At 52.6% G+C, this 17,954-nt stretch carries 15 protein-coding genes; 10 read left to right on the top strand and 5 right to left on the bottom strand.

Annotation, left to right across the window (positions count from 1 at the left end; all coding sequences use genetic code 11):
• The first annotated feature begins 139 nt into the window (after positions 1-139).
• Positions 140-2,218, top strand: a complete 2,079-nt coding sequence (locus tag ACTHPM_RS07340) for a thioredoxin domain-containing protein (RefSeq protein ID WP_440394536.1) — start codon at positions 140-142, stop codon at positions 2,216-2,218.
• Between the two features lie 69 nt (positions 2,219-2,287).
• Here the strand turns inward: ACTHPM_RS07340 and ACTHPM_RS07335 are convergent, their stop codons facing one another.
• The 4 genes from ACTHPM_RS07335 to ACTHPM_RS07320 all read right to left on the bottom strand — a co-directional run bounded on the left by ACTHPM_RS07335 (position 2,288) and on the right by ACTHPM_RS07320 (position 4,491).
• The gene (locus ACTHPM_RS07335; protein WP_440395374.1) at positions 2,288-2,584 is read right to left on the bottom strand and encodes a YxcD family protein; all 297 of its coding nucleotides are present in this window, start codon (positions 2,582-2,584) and stop codon (positions 2,288-2,290) included.
• Positions 2,585-2,589: 5 nt separating this feature from the next.
• Positions 2,590-3,036 (bottom strand): hypothetical protein, encoded by a 447-nt coding sequence (locus ACTHPM_RS07330; RefSeq protein ID WP_440394535.1) that lies wholly within the window; start codon positions 3,034-3,036, stop codon positions 2,590-2,592.
• Between the two features lie 188 nt (positions 3,037-3,224).
• Entirely contained in the window at positions 3,225-3,785 is a 561-nt protein-coding gene (locus ACTHPM_RS07325; protein ID WP_440394534.1) for a PadR family transcriptional regulator, read from the bottom strand.
• Positions 3,786-3,915: 130 nt separating this feature from the next.
• On the bottom strand, positions 3,916-4,491 hold the full coding sequence (locus ACTHPM_RS07320) for a beta-class carbonic anhydrase (protein ID WP_440394533.1): 576 nt from the start codon (positions 4,489-4,491) through the stop codon (positions 3,916-3,918).
• Between the two features lie 383 nt (positions 4,492-4,874).
• Here ACTHPM_RS07320 and ACTHPM_RS07315 point away from each other — a divergent pair, with 383 nt between their 5' ends.
• From ACTHPM_RS07315 to ACTHPM_RS07295, 5 genes are all read left to right on the top strand, one after another.
• Positions 4,875-6,392: a carboxypeptidase M32 gene (locus ACTHPM_RS07315; protein ID WP_440394532.1), complete on the top strand. Its 1,518-nt coding sequence runs from the start codon at positions 4,875-4,877 to the stop codon at positions 6,390-6,392.
• A 195-nt stretch (positions 6,393-6,587) separates the two neighbouring features.
• Complete coding sequence (locus ACTHPM_RS07310) at positions 6,588-7,598, top strand: ABC transporter substrate-binding protein (RefSeq protein ID WP_440394531.1); 1,011 nt, start codon at positions 6,588-6,590, stop codon at positions 7,596-7,598.
• A gap of 29 nt (positions 7,599-7,627) precedes the next feature.
• Positions 7,628-8,404 carry an ABC transporter ATP-binding protein gene (locus ACTHPM_RS07305; RefSeq protein WP_440394530.1) on the top strand — a complete coding sequence of 259 codons (777 nt, stop codon included), beginning with the start codon at positions 7,628-7,630 and terminating at the stop codon, positions 8,402-8,404.
• Positions 8,405-8,410: 6 nt separating this feature from the next.
• Entirely contained in the window at positions 8,411-9,259 is an 849-nt protein-coding gene (locus tag ACTHPM_RS07300) for an ABC transporter permease (RefSeq protein ID WP_440394529.1), read from the top strand.
• Between the two features lie 130 nt (positions 9,260-9,389).
• Complete coding sequence (locus tag ACTHPM_RS07295; protein ID WP_440394528.1) at positions 9,390-10,370, top strand: aromatic acid exporter family protein; 981 nt, start codon at positions 9,390-9,392, stop codon at positions 10,368-10,370.
• 132 nt (positions 10,371-10,502) lie between these two features.
• Here the strand turns inward: ACTHPM_RS07295 and ACTHPM_RS07290 are convergent, their stop codons facing one another.
• Complete coding sequence (locus ACTHPM_RS07290) at positions 10,503-10,856, bottom strand: hypothetical protein (protein ID WP_440394527.1); 354 nt, start codon at positions 10,854-10,856, stop codon at positions 10,503-10,505.
• 275 nt (positions 10,857-11,131) lie between these two features.
• On the opposite strand from ACTHPM_RS07290, the gene ACTHPM_RS07285 reads away from it, so the two are divergent.
• From ACTHPM_RS07285 to mutL, 4 genes are all read left to right on the top strand, one after another.
• Entirely contained in the window at positions 11,132-11,689 is a 558-nt protein-coding gene (locus ACTHPM_RS07285; protein ID WP_440394526.1) for an outer spore coat protein CotE, read from the top strand.
• Between the two features lie 116 nt (positions 11,690-11,805).
• The gene (locus ACTHPM_RS07280; RefSeq protein WP_440394525.1) at positions 11,806-13,062 is read left to right on the top strand and encodes a putative amidoligase domain-containing protein; all 1,257 of its coding nucleotides are present in this window, start codon (positions 11,806-11,808) and stop codon (positions 13,060-13,062) included.
• Between the two features lie 64 nt (positions 13,063-13,126).
• Positions 13,127-15,835: a DNA mismatch repair protein MutS gene (mutS, locus tag ACTHPM_RS07275; RefSeq protein WP_440394524.1), complete on the top strand. Its 2,709-nt coding sequence runs from the start codon at positions 13,127-13,129 to the stop codon at positions 15,833-15,835.
• 98 nt (positions 15,836-15,933) lie between these two features.
• Positions 15,934-17,928, top strand: coding sequence for a DNA mismatch repair endonuclease MutL (gene mutL / locus ACTHPM_RS07270; RefSeq protein ID WP_440394523.1), 1,995 nt, complete (start codon positions 15,934-15,936; stop codon positions 17,926-17,928).
• Positions 17,929-17,954: the final 26 nt, after the last annotated feature.

The raw sequence follows: 17,954 nt of genomic DNA, 5'->3' as shown, positions 1-17,954 counted from the left end.
CCGGAATTCTGGCGGGAGTTTTTGTGTTTTTTCTATAAACGGGCAACAGAATACCTGTTTAGCGGGATCGCAGCTGAATTGGGTAAACTAACACTAAACATATCTTTAACCCAATCTACCGAAAAGAGGTAATGCCCCCATGACCCAACCGAAAGTACCCAATCGATTAGCAAAGGAAAAGTCCCCGTATTTGCTGCAGCATGCTCATAATCCGGTGAACTGGTTCCCTTGGTCGGAAGAGGCCTTCGAAGTCGCCAGGCGGGATCATAAACCTGTCTTCTTATCGATCGGCTATTCAACTTGTCACTGGTGTCATGTCATGGAGCGGGAGTCCTTCGAGGATGAAGAGGTTGCTGCGCTGCTAAACGAGCATTATGTGGCGATCAAAGTGGACCGTGAGGAGAGGCCGGACATCGATAATTATTACATGTCGGTATGCCAGGCGCTGACCGGCTCGGGGGGATGGCCCCTGACCGTGCTGCTGACACCTGACAAGAAACCTTTTTTTGCCGGTACCTACTTTCCCAAACGCCAAATGTACGGCCGCATGGGCCTGATGGAGGTGCTCGGGCAGCTTCACAGTAAGTGGTCGGAGAACCCCCAGCAGATCATAGAGGTCAGTGAGGACATTATACGCCAGATTCATGAACATACATCAAAGCTTGAGTATGAAGAGCTGAGCGAGGATCTCTTCGATCAGGCATTTGAGGACTATTCCAGGACTTTCGATTCCGGGTATGGAGGCTTCGGCTCCGCTCCTAAGTTTCCAACCCCTCATAACCTCCTCTTTCTGATGGCTTACTCCCAATTTTACGATCGGCGGGAGGCGTTGCAGATGGTGGAGAAAACGCTGGATGGGATGTACCGGGGCGGAATGTATGACCATGTGGGGTTTGGGTTCGCCCGGTATTCTACGGATGAGCAGTGGCTGGTGCCGCATTTCGAGAAAATGCTGTACGATAACGCGCTTCTGGTCATGGCATATCTCGAAGGCTATCAGCTGACAGGCAATCGCCTGTGGAGCGAGGTGGCGGAACATGTGCTGTCTTATATCCAGCGGGACATGACCTCCCCGGAAGGGGCCTTCTATTCCGCTGAGGATGCCGATTCCGAAGGTGTCGAGGGGAAGTTCTATCTCCTCTCCCGTGAGGACGTAGAGGAAGCTCTCGGTCTGGAGGATATGCACACATACTGCCATATTTACGATATATCGCCGGAGGGGAACTTCGAGGGCAGCAATATTCCGAATTTGATTCAGGCCAAGCCGCAGGATTACGCAGCGGAACGCAATTTGAATCTGCTTGCGCTCACGACCCAGCTAGAAGAGTCCAGACAGAAGCTATTTGATTACCGCGAAAAGCGTGTGCATCCATTCAAGGATGACAAGGTATTGGCCTCCTGGAACGGACTGATGATCGCGGCTTACGCCAAAGCGGGTAAAGTGCTGCAAAATCCAGCCTATAATCAAGCGGCCGCTCAAGCAGCCCAATTTATCTGGTTACGAATGAGGCAGGAAGACGGACGGCTGTTGGCAAGATATCGAGAAGGGGAAGCCGCCTTTACGGCTTATCTCGATGACTACGCCTTTTTGATGTGGGGGCTGATCGAGCTGTATGAAGCCACCGGGAATGCAGAGTATGTCGAGATGGCCATTCAGCTGAAGGACGTCATGATCGAAGATTTCTGGGATGAACAAGCTGGCGGCTTTTTCTTCAGCAGCAAGCAAGGGGAAGAGCTGTTAAATCGCTCCAAGGAGATTTACGACGGAGCGATTCCATCCGGGAATTCCGTGGCTGCGCTTCAGCTTGGCAAGCTGGCAGCGATGACACAGGATGCGGATTTGAAGGCGATTGTGGATAAGCAGCTGCAGGTATTTGCCGGAACGGCAGCCGATTATCCGATGGGATATTCCATGTATTTGCTTGCTGCGATGCAGCCTTTCCAGGGAGGCAGAGAAATCGTGATCAGCGGCAAAAAGGAAGATCTGCTCATGCAGGAAATGATCGCTGCCGTGCAGCAATCCTATTTGCCTGGAACCGCCGTCTTGATCCATTGGGAGGGAGAAGATGGAGCGAAGCTGCGCGAACTGCTGCCCCATGTGGGGGAGATGAAGCCCGTGTCCGGCAAAGCTGCAGCCTATATCTGCGAGCATTTCAGCTGCAAGGAGCCGGTGACGACGCTGGAAGCGCTGCGTGAGGCTTTGGTAAATGCAACATAACGCATGACATGCATGCTTGATAACCGCAGCAAAAAAGGTAGACATCGTTATGATGTCTACCTTTTATTTTCAATACGTTTGCTGTACTTCCACGTCGATCTGTGCGGTAATTTCTTCGTCCAGATCCAGGGTGATCTGCTCGCGATATGCCCGGATGCCGTACTCGCTTTGCAGATACCGCATAATGGCTTCGATCATATTGGATTCGACCAGAAACTGGCTACGGCCTTCTGCCCAAACTTCGGCGGAGTAGCCCGTCTCTTCATCCCATAGAAGTTCGACTTCAACGTCCTGGGGGCGAATCCGTTTGCGTTCTGCCATATGCAGGCATATCGCATTAATAATTTCATCCATTGTGAGTATCAACATAATTAGTACCGTCCGTTACGAGAATCCGGTTTCCGCCGGTTCTTGAACGCCCTGACGGCTGCGACGACAAGCATGATCACGACGTAAATGGCGAGCAGGTTAATGATCAGTCCGAATACGTTGCCAAGGAAGCCCATGTTACCGAACATGCCGCCGAACAGCATGCCCGCGAGACCGCCGATCATCAGGCCTTTCATGAAGCCGCCGCCGCTGAAGAATCCGCGTTTGGCTGTCGTTCCTGCCGTAGAATTGTTCGTATTGGTCGACTTTTTGACGTTATCGGTCGTCGTCGACTTCTTCGGCGTGTTAGTGAAGCTGCTTTTGCCGGATCTGAATCCGGAGCCGCCGCCGCGTCTTGCGTCCGCGCTATCTGCCGGTACGGAAATGGCGAAGAAGAATGTAAACGCCATGATAATCATGATCCATTTCTTCAACGATTTGTTCTTCATGTAGTAAAATACCTCCTGAGTATTATGGTGGCATAGATTTGGTTTGCCTACTATGCTTTACGTGCTTAGTATCTTAAAGTTTCATTTTTCGAAGAAAAAATATAAAACAATTTAAATAATTTTCAGTTGACGCAAATATTTGTGAGCTTCCCCGTGCTTAGTCTCAAATTCAAACCGAGGCTTGATGACTACTGCGCCGGTTGCACCGATGCTTCATTGGCCTGCTGCTCCCTGAGCATGCCCAGCACCCAGTTGCACCAATCCTGCCCGGCCGTTGCATTAAATATTCCCTTTTGGATGAGAATGTAGTCATAAAACTCGCGATTGCCATAAGCACGCTTGTCTTCCGGAATGTTCTGGAGCATTTTATGAAAGAATTCCAGTCTGCGGGTAAAATAGGCTCTGCGAGTCTCCACGATTTCAATCGCGTTATCCCTGTCGGTCATCCACATGCAGAATGTTTTCATGGACAGCTCGTCCCGCGTCACCGGATCGGGAAGGGCCATGTACATCCATTCCTTCAATTTGCGTATGCCGCTGTCTGTAATCGAGTAAATTTTTTTGTCGGGCTTCTCCGACTGCTTGACCCAATAAGATGTAAGAAGTTCGTTTTCCTCCATTTGAGCAAGGAGAGGATAAATTTGGCTGTGTTTGGCCTGCCAGAACGGCTGGATTTTGAGCATGACATCATAACCCGATCCAGGTTCTCTGGCCAGAAAAGCCAATAATCCGTAGGATAACGTATTCATTTGCAATGTCTCCCATACGTGATATGTTCTTTCACCCCAAAGTGTACACTTAAACTGTATGGTTTTGCAACCGAAGACGCAAAAAAACACGGATACCTGTATCCGTGTTTTTGTATGCAAAAGTAAAGTGTTATTTGTGTGAATTATTGTCGTATCCGTCGACGACCAGCTCAAGCGCGCCGCTGTTCGGGTCGATGATCATGCCGTGTACGGGAACGTCTGAAGGCAGGAGGGGATGCTTCTTAATCAGGTTGACGGTACCGGCCACGCCTTCCTTGATATTGCTGAAGCCTTGAAGCCAGTTGTCCAGCTTGATGCCCGAATTTTCGAGGGTGGACAGCACTTCCTCCGAAATGCCGCGGCTGCGGATTTCCTGGATCATGTGGTCGGCGTTCAGCGCCGCCATTCCGCAGTCGAGGTGGCCCACGACGATGACCTCGTCCGCGCTCAGTTCATACAAGGCGACGAGTATGCTGCGCATAACGCTTCCGAATGGATGGGAGACGATCGCGCCGGCAATCTTAATGATTTTGACATCGCCGTTTTTCAGGTTCATTGCCTTCGGCAAAAGTTCAACAAGGCGCGTATCCATGCAGGTGATGATAACGAGCTTTTTGTCCGGGAACTTTCCGGTCAGGTACTGTTCATATTGTTTTTCATCGACGAATTGACGGTTGTACTCCAAGATTTCTGAAATATGGCTCATTATTGCATCCACTACCTTTCTTCTAGTAAATATGAGTTACAATACACTTTCCACGCTTGTCCAGACTTCTGATCTTCTGACCATACAGCTGGCTGTCTGTCTCCCATGGTGCCGAAGGAAATAACCTTCTTCGGAGTTTAGGCATAGGTTCACTTCGAAGTATACGGCATAAATCCGGTCGATGACAAAGGGAACTCCATTGCTATGTATGTCCGAATCATGCGCGTTACTTTCGGTCATCCGAATATTCGCCTAATTCCCGGCTCCTTTTTTAAGGCATCCGGTTTGAAGACGAACGATTCGTATTAAATATTGATTATACTTTCCGCAAAAAGTATCATCAAGAGGTAGGACGAAAATACGTGGCGAGGTGAATTTTGGAAATGAACAATGAAGTAAAAGCAAAACTGGAATCATTTATGGAACTGGTCCGCAAAATTCAAGCATATACCGAAGCGATTTCCTTGATGCACTGGGATCTTCGTACGGGAGCGCCTCGCAAAGGTGCCAAGCTCCGGTCCGGCGTGATCGGAACCCTGGCAGGAGAGCAGTTCAAGCTGCAGGTGTCGGATGAAATGGGAGCGTACATATCCTATTTTACAAGCCCGGAAGTGGACAGCCAGCTGGATGAAACGACACGCCGCCTGGTGAAGGAACTCAAGAAGGAATACGAAGAGAACCATAGCATTCCGGCCAAAAAAATTGAGGAATTCTCCGTCCTGACCGCACATACGGAGACCCTTTGGGAAGAAGCGAAGGAAAACAATGACTTTGCTTCCTTTGAACCGAATTTGACCAAAATCGTGGCTTTGCTGAAGGAATTGATCCAGTATTGGGGCGTCAAAGGAACGACCTATGACACGCTGCTGGACAAATACGAGCCGGATTTGACCGTGGACAAGCTGGACGAAGTATTCGGACGGCTGCGCAACCGGTTGGTGCCGCTCGTCGCAGCCATTCAGGAATCTCCGAACAAGCCGGATACGACGTTCCTGGACCAAATTTTTGAAAAGGAACAGCAGGAACAAATGGGCCTCTTCATCCTCGGCCAAATGGGCTATGATTTCGATGCGGGCCGCTTGGACGAGAGCGTGCATCCATTCGCGACAGGCCTGAATTCCGGCGACGTGCGGATTACGACCCATTATCTTCAGGACGACGTGACCAGCGCGCTGTTCAGCTCGCTTCATGAGGGCGGACATGCCTTGTACGAGCAGAACATCAGCAAGGACTTGGCCGGTACGCCGCTCGCCACGGGCACTTCGATGGGCATCCACGAATCGCAGTCCCGTCTGTGGGAGAACATCATCGGCCGCAGCCGCGCGTTCTGGGACCGCTACTATCCGGATCTGCAAAAGCATTTCCCGAAGCAGCTTGAGAACGTATCGGTGGAAGACTTCTACCGTGCTGTGAACCGCGTTGAAAACTCACTGATCCGCATCGAATCGGATGAGTTGACATACAACCTTCATATCATTATTCGTTACGAAATCGAGAAAATGATCTTTAATGAAGGCCTTGAGGTCAAGGATCTGCCTAAGGTCTGGAACGAGAAGTATCAGCAGTACCTCGGCATCACGCCGCCGAACGACAGCCTTGGCGTCCTGCAGGATGTCCATTGGTCCGGAGGCATGTTCGGGTACTTCGCATCCTACTCCCTGGGCAACATGTATGCGGCTCAAATCATGAATACGATGAAAAAAGAGCTTCCGGAGCTGGACCAATATATTGCAGATGGCAATCTGATGCCGATCAAGGAGTGGCTGACGGAGAAAATTTACCGCTTCGGCAAGAGCCTCACGCCGGCTGAGATCATCATGCAGGTGACCGGTGAGGAGCTGAATCCGGATTATCTGGCAGACTACCTTGAAGAAAAATACAAGGCGATTTACAAGCTGTAATCTCTCTGCGTAAGTAGCATGGCGTAATCATTCGAGCGAAGAGCCTCCTGTGCAATGTCCACATCCCGTGGACGGCACGGGGGCTTTTTTGTGCTGTGCATAAAAGAGTTCCGGCATAACGTGACAAACGTTTAACCCTTTTCTGGGCGGACGCATATGATGGCGTAAGGCTTTGAAGAGGATGGAGGAAGGGATATGCTGAAGAACAAACGCGGGGTATGGATCGGACTCTTCTCCCTGGTCCTGTGCGGATTGATCTTATCCGGCTGCTCGGGGAGCAGCCAGACGGTAAAGGTGAAGGTTGGAGAAGTGACGAGGTCCGTTTTCTACGCTCCGGAGTATGTGGCGCTGGAAAAAGGATTTTTTAAAGAAGAGGGACTGGATGTGGAGCTGCAGACGATTCCCGGCGGCGACAAAACGATGACGGCTTTGTTATCGGGTGCGATCGATGTGGCTCTTGTCGGTTCGGAGACGTCGATTTATGTGTATCAGCAGGGCTCGGACGACCCGGTCATCAACTTTGGTCAGGTGACGCAAACCGATGGTACGTTCCTGATGGCGAGAAACGGCGAGGGCAAGGTGGACTGGAATCAGGTAAAAGGGAGCACTTTCCTTGGTCAAAGGAAAGGCGGCATGCCGCAGATGGCAGGTGAATTTACGCTCCGCAAGCATGATATCGATCCCCAGAAGGACTTGAAGCTGATCCAAAACATCGATTTTGCGAACATAGCGTCCGCTTATTTATCGGGTACGGGGGATTACGTGCAGCTGTTCGAGCCTCAGGCATCGATTTTTGAAAAAGAAGGAAAAGGCCGCGTCGTGGCGTCTTTCGGGGAAGAAAGCGGTCATTTGCCCTACACGGTTTTCATGAGCAAGCAGAGCTTTATCAAGAAAAACGGCGACACCGTACAGAAATTCACGAACGCGCTGCAAAAAGCGCAGAACTGGGTTCAGCAGCATAGCCCGGAAGAAATCGCGGATGCGATCCTCCCTTATTTTAAGGATGCGGATAAGGAAATCATCGTTTCAGCTGTCAAACGCTACAAGGATCAAGGTACGTACGCAACCGATCCGATCGTGGACGAAACCGAATGGAACAACCTGCTTGACGTCATGAGCCAGGCCGGAGAGCTCAAGGAAAAGGTTCCGGCAGCATCCATCGTGGATAACAGCTTTGCAGAAAAGGCCAAATCTTCCGTGAAATAGCATTCCAGCGCCGAAAGGAGAATGGAAGCATGGAGCCGGTAGTCGAATTACAACATCTCACGCATGTTTACGTCAGTGACCGCGAAGCCTCGCTGGCCCTTGACGGATTGGATTTGAAGGTATATCCGGGGGAGTTTGTCAGTCTTGTCGGACCGAGCGGGTGCGGCAAGACGACGCTTCTCTCGATCATTGCCGGACTGCTCCAGCCGACGAAAGGCGGAGCCTTTGTGTACGGCCGGAAAGTGGAAGGACCGACGCCGGAGGTCGGGTACATGCTGCAGCAGGATTATTTATTCCCGTGGCGGACGATTTTTGAGAATGCTTCCATTGGGCTTGAGCTGACAGGGCAGCTGGAAGAGAAGCATCTGGCACGAACTTCCGAGCTGCTGGAAGAGATGGGTCTTGAGGGGGCCAGGAATTTGTATCCGCAGCAGTTATCCGGCGGCATGCGGCAGCGCGTGGCGCTCGTAAGGACGCTATCCACGGACCCTGGACTGCTGCTGCTGGATGAGCCTTTTTCGGCCCTGGATTACCAGACCAAGCTGCAGCTGGAGGATCTGATCTCCGAAACGCTCCGCGAAAAGAATAAAACGGCGATTCTCGTCACGCATGACCTGTCCGAAGCGGTCGCCGTCAGCGACCGGGTCATTTTGCTCGAAAGCCATCCGGGAAGAATACGCAGAACCTTTGCGGTACCCGAGCATATCCGGCTTGCAAGGCCCCTTGTGGCCAGGGAATTGGCTGGATTTAACGAACTGTTTCATGAAATATGGCGCGAGATGGAGAGCGCCGGAGAGAAGGGGTGAGTAGACATGTCAGTGCCGGACGCCCGCTTGAACGCGCCTATATCCGCTCCTCCGGACGATAGCCTGCACGGACTGCATCAAGCGCATCTGAAGCGCCAAAAGAAACAGCGTGCTCAGGTATTTTCCGTGCAAATGGCATTGCTGCTTTTATTTTTTGCTTGTTGGGAGCTTGCCGGCAGACTGAAATGGATCGATGTACTGCTGTTCAGCTACCCGTCAAAAGTGTTCTCCCAGATCGGGAAGGATATCGTCAGCGGCGAGTTGTGGGGGCATCTGGGCATTACCGTGGGGGAAACAGCCGCGGGATTCGTGCTGGGGACGCTCTTTGGAACGCTACTGGCGGTGCTGATCTGGTGGTCGCCGTTTCTGTCAAAGGTGCTTGATCCATACATGGTCGTTTTTAACAGCATGCCGAAGGTTGCCCTGGGGCCGATCTTCATCGTCATGTTCGGGGCCGGGTTTCTGTCCATCACGGTTACGACCTTGTCGATCACCGTTATCGTAACGACGCTTGTCGTGTACAACAGCTTCTGCGAAGTGGATACCAATCTGATCAAGGTCGTGCGCGTGTTCGGGGGAACGAGGACGCAGGTATTCCGCAAGGTCATCCTTCCGGCTTCTTTTCCCACGATCATATCGACGCTCAAAGTCAATGTCGGCATGGCCTGGGTCGGCGTCATCGTCGGTGAGTTTCTGGTCGCCAAAAACGGCCTGGGATACTTAATTATATACGGCTTTCAGGTATTTAACTTTACGCTCGTGATGTCAAGCCTGCTGATCATTGCCGTCGTGGCAACGGGTATGTATCAGCTGGTCGTATATGCGGAACGGAAGCTGCTGAACCACAGGCGGTAAGTCCCGGAAAATGTTACTGAAAAGGAACAATTCATTCGCCTGAAACGCTGACAAGGGCGTGTGACATTGTGTCCAAGGGCAAAATCCGCTACCATGGAATACGTCAAATGTGTATGAAAGAGGCGGTTTCATGGGCTTTCGTGTCATTAAAACAGCCATTGCCACGCTCATGTCGATCCTCATAGCGGATGCACTCGGGGTGACCGGGCCGCTGTCAGCCGGACTGCTGGCTGTGCTTGGGGTCGATGTGACCCGCAAACGAAGCATAAGAACCATATCTGCCCGTTTTTTCGCATCGCTGCTTGGGCTTGCTTTTGCATGCGTCCTGTTCGAAATTTTGGGCTACCATTACTGGGTGCTCGCCATTTACATTCTGGTTGCCTTTCCGGCGATTGCCCGTGCGAATTTCAAAGAAGGCATTGTGACCAGTTCCGTGGTCGTGTTCCGGGTATACGGGAACGGCAGCATCAGCTGGAGTACGCTGCTGACTCAAATCGAGCTGCTTGTGATCGGCTTGGGGTCGGCTTTGATCGTCAATCTGGCTTATATGCCCCAGGCTGCCGATCAGATGATCGCGATCCGCAAGCGGGTGGATAAGCAGTTCTCGATTATTTTCTCACGGATCGCGCAGTCGCTGCGGGATCCAGACGATGTGTGGGATGGAAACGAATTGATTGAGGCAGGGAAAGAAATTCAGGCTGGCAAGGAAGCTTCGCACCGCGCGATGGAGAACCAGATGCTTCATCCGGACGAAGTATGGAGCATCTACTTTTACATGCGCAAGGAACAGCTGGAATCCATCCAGAACATGATGCAGCTGATATCCCACGTATATCAAAAAATGCCGCAGGCCGATGACGTGGCGGAGCTCTTCGAGCAGCTTAGCCTTGACGTGACGGAAGAGGTGTATACGGGGCGCACGGAATTTTTGCTCCACAAGCTGGAGAAGGAATTCAAAACGATGGAGCTGCCATCCACCCGGGAGGAGTTCGAGATCCGCTCAGCCATCCTGCAGTTGATTCGCGAACTGTCTCTGTATCTCAAACTGGCGAAAAAGAATAAAGCACCAACCTCAGTTGCAGCCCGGAAGGCTGCGATTGCATCGAAGTAATTCCTATCCAAGTCATTTCAGACCCTACCGGATTCATATGGTGAATGGCTGCTCCCCCTGCCGATTGTCAGGCATCTTAATCATGAAGCTGACATTCCCGGCAGGGGGTTCTTTTTTATAGAACTATGATTCTTATTCCACGTGGTCCGGAGGGAAATCCCCTCCCTCGCCAATCGCTTTTACCGACTCGGGGGTCACAAGATACTTCCAATAATAACGGGAGGTGTCGGCCGTACGCTTGTCCTCCGTCCGGAAGACGTTCGTACTCCAATATTCCGTCAATGTTACGATATAAGTGGAGTCCCCTTGGTTCGCGGCCTCCGATTCGAAGCTGCCGTTCACGCGGATTCCCGGCGCCGGGCCGCCGCCATGTATAATTCCGGAAATTTTGCCGCGCTTGGCGGGAAAATCGTCATTGTGCATTTCCTGAACCGTCTTGGCTATGGCCTCGTCCGAAGTAAATTTAGGTTTGGGGACATCATCCAAGGAAGTAGAGCAACCACAATAAGCGGAAGTGTCAGGCAGATACGAACCAGTATTCTTCTCATATGCGGACCCTCCCTTTCATAAGGAAGAATGAAGCTTCAATAATAGTAATTATTAAACGCAGACCACAACAGGAAGGTTGCGGCTATCTGCCTGTGAACCGTACGCGATTGGGAGAGGAAGAATAATATTTCATTCATTTATGCTCGTTTAATCAACAAATGCCTATGTCCTGCATACACTTAAGTGAATGATTGTATGGAGGAGGTTCAAAGATGTCATTAAGCGATAAACATCAATGTAGAGAGATCATCACGAAGGCGATCTGCGGCAAGGGTCGTAAGTTCTCTACCGTAACACATACCGTGACTCCGCCTCATAATCCGACCAGCATCTTGGGGGCATGGATTATAAACCATCAGTACGAAGCGGTTGCCGCAGGCGACGGAATTGAAGTTATTGGTACTTACGATTGCAACATTTGGTATTCCTATGACAAAAACTCTCAAACCGACGTTGCAAAAGAAACGGTATCCTATGTAGAGCTCGTTCCGCTCTCTTACCTGGATCCGAAGCACCGGGCTTCAACCGTGGAGGTGTCTGCGGAGGCCACGCAGGAACCGAGCTGTGTTGAAGCCAGTGTTTCTTCCGGGGGAGGCAATGTCATCATCCGGGTCGAACGGGAGTTCAGCGTGGAGCTTGTGGCCGAGACCAAGGTTCGGGTTCTGGTGTGCGGCAGAGGCCATGGCGATTACGAAGACAAGGAATTCGATTTCGGGGATGACGGGGATTATGACGATCTGGACCCTGATTCGCTGGATGATGAATTGTAAGTCAGCAGGTCTGGAAAAGAGGTATGATTTACTATATGACGCGAGGGCGGCGGCGTAGAGGGCGGATGCCCTCCTTTTTTATTTTTATTACAAATAATTCAAGGGAGGCCTGAATGATGAGTCTTCACGAAGCGGAGCGCTTTGCCGGCTGGTCTGCCGCTCTCCGGCATGCGCGTTTAACACGCTCCGGCGTGAGCTCCCTGCTCTGGAATGGCAAAGCGAAGCCCCAGGATCATGGCATGTACCGCATCCGTTATGCGGTTCAAGTATCCGGCATGCGCGCGATTGAAATAAGCAGGGCGGATGGCGCCAACCCTTCTTTCCACCTGCCGATGCAGCCGAATGCGCAGCAGGTCCTTCTATCGCCATCTTTGCTCCGCCAGCTTGAAAAGATGGCGGTCCGCGCGCTGTATACGCTGGGTCTCAGCTCCGGTGAGGTTCAGCTGGTGTCAGGCGGTGGCGACCGGAAATACGCAGTCGAAAAGGTCACGCCGTCCGTATGGATCGAGAGCAAACGGCTCCAGCGGCTTTACAGGCGGACGCAAAACAAACATGAGCGCTCGCTGGAACTTGAACTGAACGATGACTCTACGTTACTGCTCGGCATGGATCCCGAGTTTCTCATTCTGGATTCCCGTGATCGCGCAATCGTCCCTGCTTCAAGGTTTCTGGACAAGGAAGGTGAAGTGGGCTGCGATGCCGTACATGGCGATGGAGTCACCACGTATCCGATTGCTGAGCTGCGGCCGCTTCCAAGCGCACATCCGCGCGAATTGCTTGTCGGGCTGATGCGAACGATGCGCATGGCTGGCGAAATGATCAGGGACCGCTCCCTGCTGTGGGTGGCGGGAGGCATGCCGAAGTCAGGTCTTCCTCTCGGCGGGCACCTTCATTTCAGCGGGATTCCGCTCACCGCGGAGCTGCTGCGCACGCTGGACAATTATCTGACGCTACCGGTTTCTGTGCTTGAAGCGCCGACCAGCCAGCAGCGGCGTCCCAAGTATGGATTTCTTGGCGATTTCAGGCGGCAGCCGCACGGAGGGTTCGAATACAGGACGCTGCCGAGCTTTCTGGTATCCCCGCTGCTCACCAAAGGCATCGTGTATCTCGCATATTTGATCGTGACGCAGTACCGCACACTGAATTTGCGGCCGCTTGATGACGACGATTCGATCCACCGGGCTTACTACCAGGGGGACAGGGAACGCATCAAGGAATGCGTTGCACCGCTCATGTCGGATATACGGGCACTCGATCGATATAAGGACGCGGAAGACTATATCGAGCCTCTTTTTCGCCAGATTCGCGAAGGGGGCATATGGAATGAATATCGCGATATCCGGCCGCTCTGGAATATTCCCTTTCAGCCTTGATGATGATATTCTTTGTTTTCTGCTATAATAGGGCATGAGCAAAGTCAAGGTTTGGAGGTAAGTCATGGCAAAGTATACGCCAATGATTGAACAATATTTGGCAGTGAAGGAACAAGCGCAGGACGCTTTCCTTTTTTTTCGTTTAGGCGATTTTTATGAAATGTTTTTTGAAGATGCGATTCGGGCATCAAGGGAGCTGGAGATCACCCTGACAGGCCGCGAAGGCGGCGGGGAAGAACGCATCCCGATGTGCGGTGTCCCTTATCATTCCGCTGAAGGATATATCCAGCGCTTGATCGAGAAGGGGTATAAAGTCGCGATTTGTGAGCAGATGGATGATCCCGCGGTAACCAAGGGCATGGTCCGGCGCGAAATTGTCCGTGTCGTCACCCCCGGTACAATTATGGAAGGGAAAACCATTGCCGACAAATCCAACAATTACCTGGTATGTGTCACCGAAAGTGATCGCATGATGTCGCTGGCTGCATGCGATATTTCGACGGGTGAGCTGTATGTCACCTCGGTTCCATCCTCGGTGGAGTGGCTTCGGGACGAAATCGGCATCTACGAACCGGCCGAGATGATCGGTGACAGCGGCATGCTGGAGCTGATCCAGGCGGAGCAGATGCAGTGGAGCCGGCCCGTGGTATACACACCTTGGGAGAAGAGGGACGAAAAGCTGGTACGCAGCCAATTCGGCGAAGCGGCTTGGGCCAGACTGGATCCGGAGCGCCAGCAATGCGTATCGGTGCTGATTTCGTATTTAAGCGAGACGCAGCGCCGGTCTTTGGGACAGTTGACGCAGTTCTCCCCTTACGAGCCCGGCAACTACATGATTTTGGACCCTTTTACGCGCCGTAATCTGGAATTGGTGGAGACGGTTCGCGACCGCTCCAAGAAGGGTTCGCTTTTGTGGCTGCTCGACCGTTCCCAGACATCCATGGGGGCTCGCCTTCTTCGAAGATGGATCGATAAGCCGCTCCTGAACCGCAAACCGATCGAAGAGCGTCTGGAAGCTGTGGATCATCTGTATAACCAGTTTATACTGCGGGAGGATCTTAAGGCTTCGTTGAATGAAATATATGATCTGGAAAGACTCGTGGCACGGATTGCTTTCGGCAATGCGAATGGGCGTGACTTGAATGCATTGAAAGTGTCCCTGCAACAAATTCCGGCATTGAAGGAGCTGTGTGCAACGTCATCCTCCTCCACGCTGCGCCGCATCGCGGACGAACTGGACGAATGCAAGGATCTCAGCGAAGCGATCGAGCATACCATCGTGGAGGATCCGCCGGTATCCGTCCGGGACGGGGGGCTTATCAAACCGGGTTGCCATGAGCATCTGGATGAGCTGCGGGAAGCCAGCGTCAACGGTAAGCGCTGGATCGCCGAGCTCGAATCCAAGGAACGCGAGGTGACAGGGGTTCGTTCGCTGAAGATCGGTTTCAATAAGGTGTTCGGCTACTATATTGAGGTGACCAAAGCGAATGTTGCTTCTCTTCCGGAAGGCCGGTATGAGCGTAAACAGACTCTGGCAAATGCGGAACGCTATGTCACGCCGGAGCTGAAAGAAAAGGAAGGCTTGATTCTTGAAGCTCAGGATAAGATGGTTGATCTGGAATATATGCTGTTCACCGAGCTGAGAGAGAAGCTTGCTGCGGAAATATCGAGATTACAGCAGCTGGCGGAAAAGGTGGCGGAGCTGGATGTGTATCAGTCGCTGGCTGCCGTCAGCGCAGAGCAAGGCTTCGTGAAGCCAGTGCTTACCGACGGTTATGATCTGGTCGTCGAGGCCGGACGGCATCCGGTTGTCGAGGCTGTCATGAAGGATTCTTCGTTTATTGCCAACGCAACGCGGCTTACCCGGGAAGAAGCGGGGATCCTGCTGATTACGGGACCGAATATGGCGGGCAAAAGCACGTACATGCGCCAGGTTGCGCTCATTTCCATACTGGCCCAGATCGGCTGCTTCGTACCGGCAGGCAAGGCGGAGCTGCCGATGATCGACCGCATCTTCACGCGGATCGGCGCTGCCGATGACCTGATTGGCGGGCAAAGCACCTTCATGGTGGAAATGGCCGATATTCAGGTCATGACGGAAAAAGCGACCCCTCGAAGCCTGATCATCATTGACGAGCTGGGCCGCGGAACCTCGACCAGCGAGGGCATGGCGATCGCGCAGGCGGTCATCGAGTACGTGCATGATACGATCGGATGCAAATCGCTGGTGTCCACGCACTTTCATGAACTGGCCCACCTGGAGGAAAGCCTGAAGGGTCTGAAGAATGTCTCTATGGCGGTCCAGGAAAGCGGCGAGAACGTCCATTTCCTCCGCAAGCTTGTGCCGGGTCCTGCTGGCAGCAGTTACGGCATCTATTGCGCGCGTCTGGCGGGGCTCCCGTCGTCGATCATTGGACGAGCCTATACGCTCCTGCAGGGATTGGAGCAAAGCGTGGAACAGAGTGTCTCCCAAGCCGCCGTGGCATCAGAGATGGATGTAAAGCCGATGAGCGCACCGGTTCCGACTATTGAGGTCGAGACGGCCGTGAGCCAAGAGGGTGATCATTCAGCTGCTGAGGAAGTGGTGCAGCTGTCCATTTTTGGCGAAGAGGATGTCAAACCAGCGGCGAAGTCAGCAGAACCTCACGCCAAACCGGATCCATCGCTGCTACATATCGTGGAGACGATCAAAGGCATCGATGTAATGAACATGACGCCGCTGCAAGCCATGCAGCTGCTTAACGATCTGAAAATGAAAGCGAAGGACCTGTAAGAGATACTTCCCAAAGTCCGCTTTTTGAACACGGAGTATATTACTTGTCCCGCATTTTAATTGATTTATACAAGGATTAGATATAAGGGGTGACGGATATGGCAAAGATTCATATATTGGATGAGCATATTGCCAACCAGATTGCTGCCGGGGAAGTGGTGGAGCGTCCTGCCTCCGTGGTGAAGGAGCTTGTGGAAAACTCTATCGACGCCGGCGCGACCCGCATCGAGGTACATGTGGAGGAAGGGGGCCTCGACAGCATCCGGGTGACGGACAACGGTTCGGGCATCGAACCGGATGACTGCGGGACCGCCTTCTACCGCCACGCGACGAGCAAAATCGAGAACAGCAGGGATTTGTTCCATATCACGAGCCTAGGCTTTCGCGGCGAAGCTCTTCCAAGTATTGCGGCCGTTGCCAAGGTTGAGCTGGTGACGTCGAATCGTGACGACGGCATGGGACGCCGGATCCGCATTGAAGGCGGCAAGCTGCTCGTTCAGGAAGATACGCCGGCACCGCGCGGAACAGACATCCAAGTGAAGGAGCTGTTCTTCAATACACCGGCAAGATTGAAATACATGAAGACCATTCAAACGGAGCTGGGTCATATTTCCGATTTTATGTACAGAATCGCTCTGTCCCATCCGGAAATCGCCATAACGCTGCGGCATAACGAGAACCAGCTGATCAAAACGCTCGGCAACGGCGATTTGCTCCAGGTCATTGCCGCGATCTACGGCACGCATGCTGCCAAAGCGATGCTGCCGATCAAAGCGGAGAACCTGGATTTCGAGCTCAGCGGGTATGTAAGCCTTCCGGAATGGACACGGTCGAACCGAAACGGCGTCTCAACCATCGTTAATGGAAGATATATCCGGAATTACGGTTTGAATCAGGCCATCCAAAGGGCATATCATACCTTGCTTCCTATTAACCGTTACCCGCTCGCGGTACTGGAGATCAAAATGCATCCTTCCCTGGTGGACGTGAACGTCCATCCGGCCAAGCTGGAGGTGCGTTTCAGTAAAGAGCAGGAGCTCTATCCTTTCGTGGAGGCAAGCATACATCAAGTGCTGCGTCAGGAGGTTTTGATTCCCCAGGCCGTGAAGCAAAATATCGGGGGCAAGAACAGCAGCTCGTTCGTGCAGGAACAGTTCCATTTTCCAAACCGGAGCTCGCAAGCAGCACCGGCCGATGCCAAGGGAGAGGCTGCTGCTTCTTCCGAGGTTGCTGCAATCCCGTTGTCCCGTGAACAGTCACCAGCCGGCGATTCGTTGGGCAGCCAAGCGGCAATGTCCGTTAGAGGTGACAATCAGCCGAAACCGGACCGTTTGGGCAGCTACATGAACCCTCTAGGACAGCGAAAGTCAGGAAGCGGCATGGTCAGGGAAGAATCGGCCATCCCTTATCGCGGGAACCCGATTCCGCAGCAGCGGTACAGCCAAAGCTCCAATCCGGAGCTGGCGAGCAGGCTTCTGGCCTCGTCCGCGGACAGTCATGCGGAAATACCGCCATTTCCGGAGCTGACACTTATCGGTCAGCATCACGGCACCTACCTGATCGCCCAAAACGATCAAGGTCTGTACCTGATCGACCAGCATGCGGCGCATGAACGCGTGAATTATGAATTTTATTATGAAAAGTTCGGTACGCCTGCCGATGCCTCACAGGAGCTGCTTTTGCCGATTACACTGGAATTTACGCCTTCAGAAGCGAACCAGCTGAAGGATAAGCTGCAGTGGTTTGAGCAGGTGGGCGTGTACCTTGAGCATTTCGGCGGCCAAACGTTCCGCGTGCGCTCGCATCCTTACTGGTTTCCGAAGGGCGAAGAGAAGGAGATCATCGAGGAGATGGCGGAGTGGGTGCTGGGTGAGCGCATGATTGACCTGGCGAAGCTCCGGGAGAAATCATCAATACTCTGTTCCTGCAAAGCGTCCATCAAAGCGAACCAGAAGCTGACGGAACAAGAAGCGAACACCCTGATTGACCGGCTCGGCGCGTGCAGGCAGCCCTATACATGCCCGCATGGACGCCCGATCGTGGTGTCATTTTCCACTTACGACCTGGAAAAGCTGTTCAAGCGGGTGATGTAGTTGAAAGGTATGCAAGATTTAAGCTT

The organism is Paenibacillus sp. SAFN-054 (genome assembly GCF_051966755.1).
In the GTDB taxonomy this organism is placed as follows: domain Bacteria; phylum Bacillota; class Bacilli; order Paenibacillales; family Paenibacillaceae; genus Paenibacillus_AQ.
This window is presented reverse-complemented; position numbering and strand designations above follow the sequence as displayed.

Bases quoted from the DNA above. Each gene is read 5' to 3' on its own strand.
- ACTHPM_RS07340 (WP_440394536.1), top strand. From the start codon at position 140: ATGACCCAACCGAAAGTACCCAATCGATTAGCAAAGGAAAAGTCCCCG.
- ACTHPM_RS07330 (WP_440394535.1), bottom strand. From the start codon at position 3,036: ATGAAGAACAAATCGTTGAAGAAATGGATCATGATTATCATGGCGTTT.
- ACTHPM_RS07325 (WP_440394534.1), bottom strand. From the start codon at position 3,785: ATGAATACGTTATCCTACGGATTATTGGCTTTTCTGGCCAGAGAACCT.
- ACTHPM_RS07320 (WP_440394533.1), bottom strand. From the start codon at position 4,491: ATGAGCCATATTTCAGAAATCTTGGAGTACAACCGTCAATTCGTCGAT.
- ACTHPM_RS07315 (WP_440394532.1), top strand. From the start codon at position 4,875: ATGAACAATGAAGTAAAAGCAAAACTGGAATCATTTATGGAACTGGTC.
- ACTHPM_RS07310 (WP_440394531.1), top strand. From the start codon at position 6,588: ATGCTGAAGAACAAACGCGGGGTATGGATCGGACTCTTCTCCCTGGTC.
- ACTHPM_RS07305 (WP_440394530.1), top strand. From the start codon at position 7,628: ATGGAGCCGGTAGTCGAATTACAACATCTCACGCATGTTTACGTCAGT.
- ACTHPM_RS07300 (WP_440394529.1), top strand. From the start codon at position 8,411: ATGTCAGTGCCGGACGCCCGCTTGAACGCGCCTATATCCGCTCCTCCG.
- ACTHPM_RS07295 (WP_440394528.1), top strand. From the start codon at position 9,390: ATGGGCTTTCGTGTCATTAAAACAGCCATTGCCACGCTCATGTCGATC.
- ACTHPM_RS07285 (WP_440394526.1), top strand. From the start codon at position 11,132: ATGTCATTAAGCGATAAACATCAATGTAGAGAGATCATCACGAAGGCG.
- ACTHPM_RS07280 (WP_440394525.1), top strand. From the start codon at position 11,806: ATGAGTCTTCACGAAGCGGAGCGCTTTGCCGGCTGGTCTGCCGCTCTC.
- mutS (WP_440394524.1), top strand. From the start codon at position 13,127: ATGGCAAAGTATACGCCAATGATTGAACAATATTTGGCAGTGAAGGAA.
- mutL (WP_440394523.1), top strand. From the start codon at position 15,934: ATGGCAAAGATTCATATATTGGATGAGCATATTGCCAACCAGATTGCT.